Origin of the sequence: Nonomuraea basaltis, from assembly GCF_005893125.1 — a bacterium.
In the GTDB taxonomy this organism is placed as follows: domain Bacteria; phylum Actinomycetota; class Actinomycetes; order Streptosporangiales; family Streptosporangiaceae; genus Nonomuraea; species Nonomuraea basaltis.
In genome coordinates this window covers 18322-32295 of the sequence record NZ_VCJS01000011.1, presented here as the reverse complement: position 1 = coordinate 32295, position 13974 = coordinate 18322, and the positions used below count along the sequence as shown (strand labels likewise).

General features: G+C 67.8%; 12 protein-coding genes, 1 tRNA gene and 2 pseudogenes. 6 read left to right on the top strand and 9 right to left on the bottom strand.

Going from position 1 to position 13974, the window contains the following annotated elements; genetic code table 11:
* The first annotated feature begins 20 nt into the window (after window positions 1-20).
* Entirely contained in the window at window positions 21-1217 is a 1197-nt protein-coding gene (locus tag EJK15_RS07430; RefSeq protein WP_138709636.1) for an MFS transporter, read from the top strand.
* Here EJK15_RS07430 and EJK15_RS07425 read toward each other — a convergent pair.
* The 3 genes from EJK15_RS07425 to EJK15_RS07415 are packed head-to-tail and all read right to left on the bottom strand — an operon-like array spanning window position 1200 to window position 4659.
* Window positions 1200-3407, bottom strand: coding sequence for a heavy metal translocating P-type ATPase (locus EJK15_RS07425; RefSeq protein ID WP_138709635.1), 2208 nt, complete (start codon window positions 3405-3407; stop codon window positions 1200-1202). The genes EJK15_RS07430 and EJK15_RS07425 overlap by 18 nt on opposite strands.
* 29 nt (window positions 3408-3436) lie before the next feature.
* Window positions 3437-4450 (bottom strand): hypothetical protein, encoded by a 1014-nt coding sequence (locus tag EJK15_RS07420; RefSeq protein WP_138709634.1) that lies wholly within the window; start codon window positions 4448-4450, stop codon window positions 3437-3439.
* Entirely contained in the window at window positions 4447-4659 is a 213-nt protein-coding gene (locus EJK15_RS07415) for a heavy-metal-associated domain-containing protein (protein ID WP_138709633.1), read from the bottom strand. The genes EJK15_RS07420 and EJK15_RS07415 overlap by 4 nt, the downstream gene beginning before the upstream one ends.
* Window positions 4660-5299: 640 nt before the next feature.
* On the opposite strand from EJK15_RS07415, the gene EJK15_RS74250 reads away from it, so the two are divergent.
* The 3 genes from EJK15_RS74250 to EJK15_RS07405 all read left to right on the top strand — a co-directional run bounded on the left by EJK15_RS74250 (window position 5300) and on the right by EJK15_RS07405 (window position 6251).
* Window positions 5300-5419: a DLW-39 family protein gene (locus tag EJK15_RS74250; protein ID WP_020542320.1), complete on the top strand. Its 120-nt coding sequence runs from the start codon at window positions 5300-5302 to the stop codon at window positions 5417-5419.
* A 15-nt stretch (window positions 5420-5434) separates the two neighbouring features.
* A complete protein-coding gene (locus EJK15_RS07410) occupies window positions 5435-6163 on the top strand; it encodes an HAD-IA family hydrolase (protein ID WP_138709632.1) in 729 nt (242 codons plus the stop codon).
* A 15-nt stretch (window positions 6164-6178) separates the two neighbouring features.
* Window positions 6179-6251, top strand: a tRNA-Ala gene (locus EJK15_RS07405).
* Between the two features lie 25 nt (window positions 6252-6276).
* Here EJK15_RS07405 and EJK15_RS07400 read toward each other — a convergent pair.
* From EJK15_RS07400 to EJK15_RS07380, 5 genes are all read right to left on the bottom strand, one after another.
* Window positions 6277-7257 (bottom strand): site-specific integrase, encoded by a 981-nt coding sequence (locus tag EJK15_RS07400; RefSeq protein ID WP_138709631.1) that lies wholly within the window; start codon window positions 7255-7257, stop codon window positions 6277-6279.
* A gap of 24 nt (window positions 7258-7281) precedes the next feature.
* A complete protein-coding gene (locus EJK15_RS07395) occupies window positions 7282-8688 on the bottom strand; it encodes a class-II fumarase/aspartase family protein (protein ID WP_138709630.1) in 1407 nt (468 codons plus the stop codon).
* A complete protein-coding gene (locus tag EJK15_RS07390; RefSeq protein ID WP_420847027.1) occupies window positions 8685-10235 on the bottom strand; it encodes an NAD-dependent succinate-semialdehyde dehydrogenase in 1551 nt (516 codons plus the stop codon). The genes EJK15_RS07395 and EJK15_RS07390 overlap by 4 nt, the downstream gene beginning before the upstream one ends.
* Window positions 10236-10402: 167 nt before the next feature.
* A complete protein-coding gene (locus EJK15_RS07385) occupies window positions 10403-11095 on the bottom strand; it encodes a type 1 glutamine amidotransferase domain-containing protein (protein ID WP_138709628.1) in 693 nt (230 codons plus the stop codon).
* A gap of 32 nt (window positions 11096-11127) precedes the next feature.
* Entirely contained in the window at window positions 11128-11988 is an 861-nt protein-coding gene (locus EJK15_RS07380) for an SDR family NAD(P)-dependent oxidoreductase (RefSeq protein WP_138709627.1), read from the bottom strand.
* Between the two features lie 184 nt (window positions 11989-12172).
* Between EJK15_RS07380 and EJK15_RS07375 the strand changes: the two genes are divergently transcribed.
* Window positions 12173-13054 (top strand): helix-turn-helix transcriptional regulator, encoded by an 882-nt coding sequence (locus EJK15_RS07375; RefSeq protein ID WP_138709626.1) that lies wholly within the window; start codon window positions 12173-12175, stop codon window positions 13052-13054.
* A gap of 101 nt (window positions 13055-13155) precedes the next feature.
* Here the strand turns inward: EJK15_RS07375 and EJK15_RS77450 are convergent.
* A pseudogene (locus EJK15_RS77450) lies at window positions 13156-13368 on the bottom strand (hypothetical protein); the annotation flags it as partial.
* A 77-nt stretch (window positions 13369-13445) separates the two neighbouring features.
* Between EJK15_RS77450 and EJK15_RS77445 the strand changes: the two are divergent.
* Window positions 13446-13652 (top strand): annotated as a pseudogene (locus EJK15_RS77445) (cupin domain-containing protein); the annotation flags it as partial.
* Window positions 13653-13974 lie beyond the last annotated feature (322 nt).

Sequence of the window (13974 nt, the reverse complement as noted above, 5' to 3'; positions counted from 1 at the left end):
AGTGTGGAAAGGCACCAGCCATGAACAGTCGGCGCATCCTGGCTCAGGCCCAGTTCGCGAACTCCGTCGGCGACGGCGTCTACCTCGTCACCTCCGCGTTCTACTTCGCCAGGATCGTGGGCCTGCCGGCCACCGAGATCGGCCTCGGCCTCACGCTGGGCTGGGCCGTCGGCTCGGTGGCCGGCGTCCCGCTCGGCCACCTGGCCGACCGGCGCGGCCCGCGCGGCGTCGCCGTGCTGCTGGCGATCGCCACGGCCGTGGCGGTGGCATCGTTCATGTTCGTCCGGTCGTTCGCACCGTTCGTGCTGGTGGCCTGCCTGTACGGGACGGCGCAGACCGGCCTGTCGGCCGCCCGCCAGGCGCTGCTCGCCGGGCTGGTCGAGCCCGCGGAGCGGACCGTGACGCGGGCGGTCCTGCAGGCCACGCTGAACGGCGGCCTGGGGGCCGGGGCCGCGCTGGGCGGGGTCGCCCTGTACCTCGGGACGCCGTCCGCGTATCTGACGCTGTTCGCGCTCGACGCGGTGAGCTTCCTCGTGGCCGCGGCCCTGCTGCTCAGGCTGCCCGCCGTCCGGCCCGCACCGGTTGCCGCCGCCGGACCCCGGCTGGCGGTGCTGAGGGATCGTCCGTACGCGGCCGTCACGCTGATCAACGCGGTGCTGCTCTTCTACATGCCGCTGCTGAGCGTGGTCGTGCCGCTCTGGATCGCCGAGCGCACCGCCGCGCCCACCTGGGTGGTGTCCGCGCTGCTGCTGATCAACACGGGCAGCGTGCTGCTCTTCCAGGTGCGGATGGCCCGGCGCGTGAAGGGGCTGCGGGGAGCGTCCTCGTCGGTGCGGCAGGCCGGGATGGTGATGCTGGCGGCGTGCGCGGTGTTCGCGCTCAGCGCGTACGGGTGGGCGTTCCTGCTGGTGGCGGCTGTCCTGCTGGTCGTCGGCGAGATGCTGCTGGCCGCCGGGGCCTGGGAGATCAGCTTCGGGCTGGCCCCCGACGACCGGCAGGGCCAGTACCAGGGCTTCTTCGGCACCGGCGTGGCGGTGGCCCGGATGCTCGGGCCCGTCGCGCTCACCACGCTCGTGCTCGGCGGCGGGACGATCGGCTGGCTGCTGCTCGGCGTGATATTCCTGACGGCCGGCGCCACGATGGCACCGGCCGTCAGGTGGTCGGCTCGCTCACGGGAATCAGCTCGCTCATCGGCGAGCTCACTTGAAGCGGCGTAGCCGCAGGCTGTTGCTCACCACGAACACGCTGGAGAACGCCATCGCGGCCCCCGCGATCATCGGGTTGAGCAGGCCGAGCGCGGCCAGCGGCAGGGCGGCCACGTTGTAGGCGAACGCCCAGAACAGGTTGCCCTTGATCGTGGACAGCGTGCGACGCGACAGCCGCAGCGCGTCGGCGGCCACCCGCAGATCACCCCGAACGAGCGTCAGGTCGGACGCCTCGATGGCGGCGTCGGTACCGGTGCCCATCGCCAGACCGAGATCGGCCTGGGCCAGCGCGGCGGCGTCGTTGACCCCGTCGCCCACCATGGCCACCACCCTGCCCTCGCCCTGCAAGCGCTTGACCACCTCCACCTTGCCGACCGGCAGCACCTCGGCGATCACCTCGTCGATACCCACCTCGGCCGCCACCGCCCGGGCCACCGCCTCGTTGTCGCCGGTCAGCAGCACCGGCGCCAGCCCCAGCGCCCGCAACTGCTCGATGGCCTCCCGGCTGCTCGCCTTGACCACATCGGCCACCACCAGCACCGCGCGGGCCTGGCCGTCCCAGCCGACCGCCACCGCGGTACGACCCTCGGCCTGCTCCGCCTCCAGCTTGCGCTCCAACTCGACGGGCAGATGCTGCGACCATTCGGCCAGCAGCCGCGGACGGCCGACCAGCACCGCGTGACCGTCCACGAGGCCCTGCACGCCCAGCCCCTCGACGTTGGCGAAGTCCTCCACCTTCGCCTCCGAATTCGCCGCCCGGGCGATGGCCTGGGCGATCGGATGCTCCGAGGCGTGCTCCAGCGCGCCCGCCAGCCGGAGCACCTCCTCACGGCTCTCCCCCTCGGCCAGGTGAACGGCGCTGAGGGTCATCTTGCCCTCGGTGACCGTGCCGGTCTTGTCCAGCACAATGGTGTCGACCCTGCGGGTGGACTCCAGCACCTCCGGACCCTTGATCAAGATGCCCAGCTGCGCGCCCCGCCCCGTACCGACCAGCAACGCGGTCGGCGTGGCCAGACCCAGCGCACACGGGCAAGCGATGATCAACACCGCCACCGCGGCCGTGAACGCGGCCCCCACACCATCACCGGTGCCGAGCCAGAACCCCAGCGTCCCGACCGCCAACGCGATCACGATCGGCACGAAAACGCCCGAGATCCGGTCGGCCAGCCGCTGCACCGCGGCCTTGCCGGTCTGCGCCTCCTCCACCAGCCTGGCCATCTGCGCCAGCTGCGTGTCAGCGCCCACCCGGGTCGCCCGGACGATCAGCCGGCCGCCCGCGTTCACGGTGGCACCGGTGACCGCGTCCCCCGGCCGGACCTCGACCGGCACCGACTCGCCGGTCAGCAGCGAGGCGTCGACCGCCGAACTGCCCTCGACGATCACGCCGTCGGTGGCGATCTTCTCGCCAGGACGGACGATGAACCGGTCCCCGGCTGCAAGCTCCTCGACCGGCACCCGCCGGCCGTCGGCCAGCTCCACGTCCTTGGAGCCCAGCTCCATCAGCGCCCGCAACGCCGCACCCGCCCGCCGCTTGGAACGGGCCTCGAAGTAACGCCCGGCCAGGATGAACGCGGTCACCCCCGCCGCGGCCTCCAGGTAAATGTTGCCCGAACCGTCGCTGCGTTCGATGGTGAACGCGAACGGGTGGGTCATGCCGGGCGTGCCCGCGGTGCCGAAGAACAGCGCCCACAGCGACCAGCCCAGCGCGGCAATGGTGCCGATCGAGATCAGCGTGTCCATCGTCGCCGCGCCATGCCGCAGGTTCGTCCAGGCCGCCTTGTGGAACGGCCAGCCCGCATACGCCACCACCGGCGCCGCCAGCGTCAGCGACAACCACTGCCAGTAGGTGAACTGCAGCGGCGGGATCATCGCCATCGCGATCACCGGCACACTCAACACGATCGAGGCGACCAGCCGATTACGCAGCGGCCGCAACTCATCGTCCTCAAGCTCATCCCCGGCCTCCGTGACCGGCGGAGCGGGCAACACGGCCGAATAACCGGCCTTCTCCACCTCACTGATCAAGTCCTGCGGGTCGACGCCCTCGGGAAAGGTGACCTTCGCCTTCTCCGTCGCATAGTTGACCGTCGCGGTCACGCCCTCGAGCTTGTTCAGCTTGCGCTCGATCCGGTTCGCGCAGGACGCGCACGTCATGCCGCCGATCGTGAGTTCGACGGAGCTTTCCTCGGTGAGGGAAGACATCACCTCTCCTTTCTTCGCGTCCTGTGCGTTCAGTGGGCGTGGTCGTGGGTGGCTGACGGTACGTGCCCGTCGGACAGGGTGGCCGCGACCGTGAAGCTCGCCGTACGGACCTTGCCGCCGTGCTGGAAGTCGAGGAACAACCGGTAGTCGCCGCCACTCGGCACCTCGGCGTAGAAGGTGATCTCCGGTCCGGCCTTCTTGCTGTCTTCAGGATGGACGTGCAGGTAGGCCAGGTCACCGGCGCGCAGGGCGACCAGGTGACCGTACGCGCCCAGGTAGGGCTGCAGGTCCGTGACCGGCTCGCCGCCCTTGCTGACCGTGAGGGTGAGCCTGCTGGACTGGCCGGGGACCAGGTTCCCGGCGAGGTTCACAGTGTAGTCGTCGACGGTGGCCGTGCCGCTGACGTGCGGGAGTGGCTCGGGCTGGTAGTCGCCGGCGGCGTGCAGGTCGGCGCCGAGCGTGAGTTTCTCGCCGCCCTTGGGGACGAAGTCGGCGAAGGCGCGGTATGCGCCCGCCTCAGGGAGCGTCAGCTTGACCGACCACGTGCCGTCGGGGGTCATGTCCGGGTGCACGTGCTGGAAGTTCGCCAGGTCGCGGGAGACGACGATGAAGTGCATCTTCTTGTCGTGCTCGACCTGGTAGTCGGTGACCGGCTTGCCGTTGGGGCCGATCACGGTGAACTTGAAGTCCATCGGCTGACCGGTCACGGCCGTGGTGAGCGGGTTGAGGGTGTAGCCGTCCTGCGACACTTGAAGCCCCCCAGGAGTGTCGCTCTTGGTCTGCTGCGTGGCTGTGGTGGTGGGCGTGCCATGCTCGTCGCCATGCCCTTCGGCCTGCTCGGTTTCGCTGCCGTCACCCGCAGCCTCCGCGTCGCCGTGGCCCGCGGGCTGTCCGGTCTGTCCCGTTGCCGGAGCCATGGCGCTGTGGTCCCCGGCCGGCGCCGGGGTGGCGGCCGGACCCACCACACGCCCTGCGCCCAGGGCACCGCCGAAGACGATGACCAGCCCCACGACGTAGGCGCCGAGCTTGGCGGCCGTATTCACGAGCGGCCCGCCAGCTCGTACCCGGCCTCTTCCACCGCGGCGGCGATCTCCGCCTCGTCGACGGGCTCTTCGCTGCCGACCCTCAGCAGGCCACTGGCCAGGTCGACCTCCACGGAGGTGACCCCGGCGACCTCGCCGACCTCCTCCTTCACCGAGCTGACGCAGTGGCCGCAGGTCATGCCCTTGACGGTGTAGGTGGCGGTGCTCATCACGGTCTCCTTAGCATGTGCGTCTTCGGTCCGGTGCGTCGCTTCATCGCAGCCTAACACCTTACCCCCCTAGGGTATTTCAGTAAGTTTCCAGGGCTCATATTGGCGTACGGATTCCTGCGCCCGTACGACTGCTTGTTCGCTCAGGGCTTCGCGGGCGCGGAGCAGGGCTTATCTGGTACGGAAGAAACTTCGACGCGGGGGAGATGCGCACCGAAGCGGGATATGCGGCATGATCGAGTCGTCGTCCAAGTCCCTACGGCGAGTCGTTGCGCGATGCCTTACGGCAAGCCGTCGGGGACAGGCCGTCACGGCCAGCCGTGACGCGCCGGGCGAGTCGCTTGATCCGGACCCGATCTGGACCAGATGGAGCGATCTGGACCTGATCCGGACCGCCACGACTCACCCTTGACTCTGAACCGTTACATAAGCATCGCACTGAGTAGTTACGATCGGATCGTTGTCCGAGATGGGACGGGTATGGTGGCCCCCACCAGGGCCTGAACACTTGCTCTTCGCACATTCCGCACATCTGGTCCGTGCGCAACACAGGGACCGCAGCCATCCCTTGCTAGGCTGCTTGTCAACCGTTGGGTCTCACCCCCGGCAGGTGAGGCCGTCGAAGAAGTGGGGTCACACCGTGAAGAAGCTGCTCGTTCTGGCGCTGATCGCCCTTGGGGGGTTGCTGATCTGGCGCAAGGTGCAGGCCGACCGCGCAGAGCTAGATCTCTGGACCGAGGCGACCGGCAGCGAGAACTAACCGACCGGCGAGGCGATGAGTGACATCGTCCCTATAAAGCTGGCGTGCCTGGATCTTGCAGGCGCCACGGTCGGTGACATCGCCATGGTCGAGCGCGCCTTTGCCGAGGCGATCGCGACCCAGGGCATAGTGCCCGGGACCGGAGCGTACGCGCGTGCCATGGTTCACGTGCACCGGTCCCGGGGCTGTCCCAAGATCGATGTCTTCCGCGGGATCTTCCCCGGTAACGAGGCCCAGGCACAGGCGGCGAACCTGACGTTCGAGCGCTCCTATGAGGGAGCGATGGAGCGGGCAGGTCTCGTCCCCATGCCCGGGGTCATGGAGGTCCTCGACAAGCTCCGCGGCACCGGAATCAAGCTCGCCTTGATCACCGGCTTCAGCCGCAAGACCCTGAGCCGCATCCTGAGCATGCTCGGCTGGCACGACAAGATCGACCTGGCCATCTCCCCCGAAGACGTCGGCGGCCGCGGCCGCCCCTGGCCGGACATGGTGCTACATGCGGTCCTCCGCCTGGGCATGGAGGACGTACGGCACGTGGCCGTCATCGGGGACTCGGAGAACGACATGCTGTGCGGCAAACGAGCCGGCGCATCGATCGTGGCCGGGCTGATGACCGGCGTCCACAGCCGAGAACGACTCTTGAAGGGCGGCGCAACCCACATCCTGGACTCGATCGTCGACTTCCCTGGTTTGGTGCTGAGCGATGACCTTGGTACGACGCAGGTGGCTTCGTCCGCCCGGTAAGCTATCTTCGTCGAAGGGGCCTTAGCTCAGTTGGCAGAGCGCCTGCTTTGCAAGCAGGAAGTCAGGAGTTCGAATCTCCTAGGCTCCACAAGATCAGAATGGCGATGACCAGGCTAAACGGCCTGGTCATTTCTCATTTCTATGATCTCCGCGCCGCCGATGGGAGGAATTTGGGAGGACACCACCCAGGGGCGCAGGTACGGCCGCAGAAGCTCCTGCAATATCGGAAGCCTCGAAGGGCCGGTTTTGGCCCTCCGGCGCAGCGAGACCTCCCACCGCTTTTGCAGTGCCGCCACGAGCTGCTGGCGCATCGGCTCCGACACGTGCGAGTAGCGGTCCGAGATGTGCGTGGCCCTGCCCTTGATCGACGCGATGGAGTGGGCAAGTCGCTCCGCCTGCGCCACGTCCGGGATCAGGTCCTCGTCCATCCACACCTTGTGCGAGTGCTTCAGGTCATGGGGCGTCAGGCCGTCGACGACCGGTAGCCACACCTCCGCCGCCCGGTCCTCCAGTGCCTGTATCGTCCGCCTACCGCGGCGCACCACCTGGCGGCCGTCAACGTCCAGCATGATCCTGTGTCGGACTCGTGGCCCCTTCGCCACCAGCTGCCCGTCCGTCGCCGGGCGGAACAGCCGGTTGGCGAAGTTGCTGCGACCCCAGTGGAAGCCGCCCGGTGGCCGGAACACATAGTCGCCGCGGTGCGTTCCGCAGTCGCACATCTTCCGGTCGACTCTCTTGAGCTGATCGGACATGAGTGCCGTCAGGAACGGCGGGATGGGCAGGCTCCGTCGGCCGTTGTGCTTCGGTGGCGCCTGGGTGAACTTGCCCTGAGCCTCGCGCAACTGCCACTGCACCCGTACCTGACCGAGCTTGGCGTACTTGCGCTCGAGGCCGCGCACCTCTCCGAACCGCATCCCCGTGTACGCGGCCAGCAGCACCATCACGAACTCGTCGGGCCGGCCGGAGAGCAGGCCGACCCTCTCGGCGATGACGAGCGCCTGGAACGGGTCACACCACAGGCTTTCCTCTTCGTCCTTGCTGACGTAGATGTCCTGGCGGCCACGCTGGCGCCGCTTGAACGCCGGATTGGGCACCGCCGCAAGCTGTCCCGATCGCGCCTATTCGCACATCTTGAACTGACGAAAGCCGTCTCGGTCCTCCGCGTCGGTTCGCTCCGCGGCAACCCCCACTGCGCTACGGACCATGGCCCGGGCGCTTCCCAGGTAACCGGCGGGGTGGCAGAGCGCGTCGATCCGGTCGTCGCCGAGGATTGCCGCGACATCCGGGTCCTTTCGCAGTTCGACGGCCAGCTCAGTGCCGGTATCTCGTACTCGACTGCAGGCAGCGTAGACGAGTTTATGGGCGTGCTGACGGCCGATTTCGGGTGCGAGTGCCATCATCACGGCTTCCGCGGCGATGAGCCCGCCAGTCAAGCCCAGGTTGGCTCGCATTCGCTCCGCATCGACATGCAGACCGGCCATCGCCTGCTCAGCCTGAGAAAGCGATGAGGCGAGCAGGAGGAATGCCTCGGAGATCACGGCCCATTCGACGTGCCAGGGCCCGGTGGCGCGCTCGAAGTCCTGCATCATCGCGTCGAGCATGGCGGAGGACTTGTCACGAAGCAGCTTCGCCGCTGCCACCATGAGCTCGCTGGAGATGGGGTTGCGTTTCTGGGGCATGGTGGAACTTGTCCCCCGACCCGGCACGAATGGTTCGGCAAGTTCGCCGAACTCCGTCGAGCACATCAACGCGACATCGGTGCCGATCTTGCCGACCGAAGCACCGATCGCCGCGAGCTGTCCGACAATCTCAGCAAGGCCGTCCCGCGCGACGTGCCACGTGATTTCGGGGTCGCGAAGGCCGAGTTCCGCGGCCAGTTCGGCCCGTACCCGAAGGCCGGCCGGGCCTGGGCCGAGAGAAGCCAGGGTTCCTGCTGCTCCTCCGAACTGCACCATCAGGTCCCGCTCCTGCACAGCGGTCAGCCGATCGGCATGGCGGTCCAGCGCGGACAACCAGACGGCCACCCGGTAGCCGAAGGTGACGGGCAGGGCGTGTTGGAGATGAGTCCGGCCGGCGGTGACCGTGTCGATATGCTCCGCGGCCAGATGGCGCAAGTGCGCGCGCAGGCGATCGAGCGCATCCGAGACCAGGGTCAAGCCCTCGGCGCACTGGAGAACTGTCGCCGTGTCCATGATGTCCTGGGTGGTGGCTCCCCAATGCACATATCCGCCGACGTCACCACATTGCTCAGCGAGTTGTTCGACGATGGGCAGGATCGGGTATCCGACCGTCTCTGTGTCGCGGCGAAGCCGATCACGGTCGAGTCGCGCCGGGTCGCACGATGCCGCGATCACGTCCGCACTATGGCGCGGTATGACACCGACTCGTGCCTCTGCCTGCGCCAAGGCGACTTCGACGCGAACAACCTGGTCCACGTAGGCCCGGTCACAGAAGACAGCCCGCATCTCGGCTGTCCCGAACAAGTCCCGGAACAAGAACGAGTCGAAAACGGTGCTGCCGGTCATCGCCCGCCCTCCGGCCCACCGACGCCGGATCGGATCGGCGCTGCCGCGGAGAGGGCACCGTTGTCCCCGCACTGGGGAGTACCCATGTGGATGGCTACGTACTTCTGCTCCAGGTATTCGTCGATCCCGGTGTTACCACCTTCCCGGCCGATGCCGGACTGCTTCATGCCACCGAAGGGAGCGCTCGGGTCGGACACGTAGCCGCGGTTCAGACCCACCATGCCCGTTTCGAGCTGTTCGCTCATCCGGAGCGCCTGACCCAGATCCTGGGTGTAGAGGTAGCTCACGAGACCGAACTCGGTGTTGTTGGCGTCGTGCAGGGCTTCGGCTTCGGTGATGAAGGTTTGGATGGCCGCGACCGGGCCGAAGATTTCCTCGCGTGTGATGCGAGTGCCAGCGGGGACGTTGGTGAGTACGGTGGGCGGGTAGAAGTAGCCCGGTCCCTCGGGAACCCGAGCGCCGGTGCGCACCCGGGCGCCCGCGTCGACTGTTTCGTCGACCAGGTCCGCGACCCTGCGTCGCTGGCGCGCGTCGATCATCGGCCCGAGGTCGGAGGCAGGGTCCGTGCCGGGTCCGACGGTGATGGTGCTCATGCGCGCGACGAGCTTCTCACTGAACTCGTCGACGACGTCGGCGTGTACGTGGAAGCGATTGGCGGCGATACAGGCCTCACCGACGTTCCGGAGCTTGGCGGTCATCGCACCCTCGACTGCGGCGTCGATGTCGGCGTCGCGGCAGACGATGAACGGAGCATTGCCCCCCAGCTCCATCGAGGTCCGCAAGACGGTGTCGGCTGCCTGGGACAGCAACGTGCGGCCGACGGGCGTGGAGCCGGTGAACGACAACTTGCGCAGCCGGCCGTCCAGGAGGAGGGACTCGGTGATCGCGGCGGCTCGTGTGGTGGGAACGATGTTGAGCACGCCACTGGGCAGGCCGGCTTCGGTCAGAAGCGCCGCCAACGCAGCCGTCGTCAGGGGTGTCTGCTGCGCGGGTTTGACAACCATGGTGCAGCCGGCGGCCACGGCCGGGCCGATCTTGCGGGCCGGCATGGCCAGCGGCGCGTTCCAAGGCGTGATCAGCAGGCAGGGCCCGACCGGCTGACGGGTGACCAGTACTCGGGCGGTGCCGTCCTCGCTGACCTTCCAGCTTCCGTCGATCCGGACGGCTTCCTCACCGAACCAGCGCAAGTAGTTCGCGCCGTACTCGACCTCCGCCCGGGACTCGGCCAGTGACTTGCCCATCTCCAGGGTGATCAGCAACGCGAACTCGTCAATGCGCTCGATCAGCAGATCGTGGGCACGCCGAAGGATCTCGCCCCGCCGGCGCGGGGGTACCGCAGCCCACTTCGTCTGTGCGGCACTTGCGGCGTCAAGGGCGGCCAGCGCATCCGTCGGGGTCGCTTCCGACACCTCGCACAGTGTCCGCCCGGTGGCCGGATCCTCCACCGAGAAGCTACCCCCGCCGGATGCCGATCGCCATCGACCGCCGATGAACAAGCCCTTCTCGACACGTTCAACGGCATCGGGTTGAGGCAGAGATGTGACCACGTTTTCCACGCTTCTTCCTGAGCGATCGTGATGGGGATCATCAGCCGACGGATGGGGTTGGTGGCGCCGCTCCCGGACCAGTGGGGCGGGCAGCACAAACTGCGGCAGCTGGGGAAAGACCGAGTGGCGGGCAGGCTGTCGGCTTCCCGGCTAGCTGGTGAGCACTGCTACTTGAGCGCGCCGATCATGGCCTCGGCCATGGGGGCGCTGGAGGCCGGGTTCTGGCCGGTGAAGAGGTTCCGGTCCTGCATGTTGTACGCCTGGTACGCCGGTCCCCCGGAGTGCTTCGCACCCTTCTGACGCAGCGTGCTGGCCAGCAGCCACGGAGCGCCTTCCGCAGTGCCGAAGCTCTGCTCCTCCTCGTCGGTGAAGGCCGTCATCTCCCGACCTGCGAACAGCCACTTGCCGTTCTCGTCCACGGCGGACAGAAGGCCGGCCGGGCCGTGGCAAACGGCCCCGATGATCTTCCCGGCCGCGTCCGCCTCGGTGAGCAGGCGGCCGAGGTCACGGTCTTGGTAGAGGTCGACCACAGGACCGTGCCCGCCGGGGATGACCACAGCGACGTAGTGGTTGATGTCGATTTCGTCCAGCTTGAGCAGCGGACCGAACTCACTCAGGGCCCGCGCGGCGTGCTCCACGTAGTGCGCACAGTCCGGGCCGGCGATCTCCGGGTCGGCACTGTGGGCGTCGAGCGGCTGCAGAACGCCGCCCGGGGAAGCGAAGTCGACCGTGAAGCCGGCCTGCACGAACTTCTCGTGGGGCGCAGCGAGCTCTTCGGCCCAGTACCCGGTCGGGTATTCCGAGCCGTCGTTGCGTTCCCAGATGCCGGCGGCGGACATGACGATCAGAATTTTGCGCACGATTTGTCCTTTCTGTGACAAACGGCGAATTCTCAGGCATCGGCGAAGTCAGTGGCGTCGGCGGTCTGCGCGGTGGCCTCGAGGTTCGCGCGCAGGGCATCGACCTTCGCGGTGGCGTAGGCGTGGGCGTCCGAGCCGAGCAGCTGGCGCAGCGGGCCCTCGCCGCTGGCAACCTGGCGGATGATCGCCTCCGCGCCCTTGACCGGGTTGCCCAGCTGGTTGCCCTGGAGCTTCAGGTGGTTCTCGGTCATCTCACGCAGACCCGGGTACGCATCCGTCGTCGAGGCGGGCAGCGCGAGCGAGTCGGTGGTGAGGAAATCGGTGCGGAAGTAGCCGGGCTCGACGATGGTGACCTTGACGTCGAAGTCGGCCATCTCCTGGGCCAGCGCTTCGGTGAGACCCTCGAGCGCGAACTTGCCCGCGCAGTAGAGGCCCCAGCCCGGAACCGCGGTCAGCCCGAGAATCGACGACACGTTGACTACATGACCGCTCTTCTGCTCGCGAAGGACCGGCAGCGTGGCACGCAATACGTTCCACACCCCGACGACCTGGACGTCGAGCATGTCGCGAACCTCGCGGGCACTCGTCTCCTCCACGGCGGCCAGGTAGCCGTAGCCAGCGTTGTTGACGACCACGTCGAGCCCGCCGAACCGCTCCGTGGCTTGGCGGACAGCCTGCCGGACCTGCTCGTCATCACGCAGGTCGACGGTCAGCGGCAGCAGCCGCGAAGTGTCGACGCGGTCACCGAGGGCTGCCAGCAGCCGCTCCGTGGAACGGGTCGTCGCGGCGACCTGGTCGCCCCGCTGGAGCAGCTGCGTGACCAGCTCCAGGCCCAGACCGCGGGAGGTACCGGTCACGAACCAGGTCGCGGGTCGATCCGTCGGGAAACTCATGGTCGTCCTTTGCTCACGATTTCGGTGATGCGCCTCCGGGCTGTTCCCGTGGTGGCGTGCTTCAAGAGTGACCCGCCGCGAACCCCATTGGGGGCCTATCTCGCGCCCTGTGGAGGCGCGGTCTTCGGAACCTAGGACTCGCCGGTCCACCCAGGACCGCGCCAGCTCAGGGATACTCGAACCCGTGAACAGAACCAACCAAGAACTCGCCGATTTCCTACGGCGCGCCCGCAGCGAGATCGACCCCGCGCGCGCCGGCCTGCCCCCCGACGGACGCGTCCGCCGCGTACCCGGCCTCCGCCGCGAAGAAGTCGCCCGCCTCGCCGGCGTATCCACCGACTACTACGCCCGCCTCGAACAAGGCCGCCGCATCACTCCCTCCGCCGCCGTCGTCGAAGCCATCGGCCGCGCCCTCGGCCTCGACGCCGCCGGACGTGCCCACCTCAAAGACCTCATCGGCCTGACCTCGACACCCACCCCCCGCCGAGCCCACGACGTCCAGCGCGTCCGCCCCGGCCTTTACCAGCTCCTCGACGCCCTCGACGGCGAACCCGCCCTCATCCTCGGCCGCCGCACCGACATCCTCGCCGCCAACCGCATGGCCAAAGCCCTCTTCACCGACTTCGACCAGCTCCCCGCCGCCCACCGCAACTACGCCCGCTGGATGTTCCTCGACGGCGACGCCCGAGCCCTCTTCCTCGACTGGCCCGACCAAGCCCGCGCCGCCGTCGAAAGCCTCCGGTTCGAAGTCGGCCGCCACCCCGACGACCGCGTCACCACCGACCTCGTCACCGAACTACGCGAACACAGCCGCGAATTCGACCAATGGTGGGAACAACACCGCGTCCACCAGCGCACCCACGGCTCCAAACGCCTCCGCCACAACCTCGTCGGAGACCTCACCGTCGAATACGAAACCCTCGCCCTTCCCGGCGACCCCGAGACCACCCTGTTCATCTACACCACCGAACCGGAATCACCCTCACGACGAGCCATCGACATCCTCGCCAGCTGGACCGCAACCACCCCCATCCTCGAACCGAACCCCAACATCACCGAGCAGTGACGCCCATCCGAGTTCGCCGGCAACAGCAGCATCGCGGGGCGATATCGACCTGCGACAGGCCGCCGCATCGGCCCGTTCGTCGTTCGCCGACCAGCTGCTGATCATGCGCAGCGCCCTGTAACCGCCCCGGAACCACAAGGGTGTTGTTCACTCACATGGTCAACGACTATGGACCGCGCCCAAGTCTGGGCAGCCCTGATCGTGGACACAACAGATGCGTTGGCGACTATGAAGTTCTCCACGCTGTTCACCGCAAGCTCCGGCCTTACCACCGTCTGCGGATCATTATCGATGCGGCAGGTGCCGACCGGCTGCCACTGCGTCTGCGCGCACGCTCAGCCGCAGGCCCGTACCGCCAAGAACTTCGCCGACGACCGGTTTTCCGGATTCCCTTGTCGCCGTCGCGGGGTTCCTCGTCGTGCGGCAAGGTCGATGCTGGCTGATGCCGCCGGTCGGCGACGCTGTTCCTCCGACTGCCGGCGAAGCGGTGTTCCTGCCCAGGGCTTCTGCGCACGGCCTCGCCGATGCTCCCGCGACCTCGAACACAAGCGATCGAGCGTCTCGCACATTGCCCGTGTCTGACGGAGTCCTCAGATGAGTTCCACTCCGGCCGCCCGGTCGAGCCTTACCGCACTTGCCCCGTAGGAAAGGAACACCGCCAGGGCGGTCATCGACTTCCAGCAGGTCTTGCAGTACGACTCTGCGGCGATACACGCGCGAACTGGCCGAGAACGTGAGCGAGGCGTGGACCTCGAATCGTGGAACCGCGACCGCCCGTCGATCGCGCGGCAAAAGGTGTTGGAGGCGTCGCCAGCAGATGATCGAGCAGGCGAGGCTGAGGAAGGCTTTGTGAATGTCGTCGCGGATCTCCCGGCGGATCCGCAGGCGCGGAACCAGTGCAGCAGAGCCAGGGGCTGCTC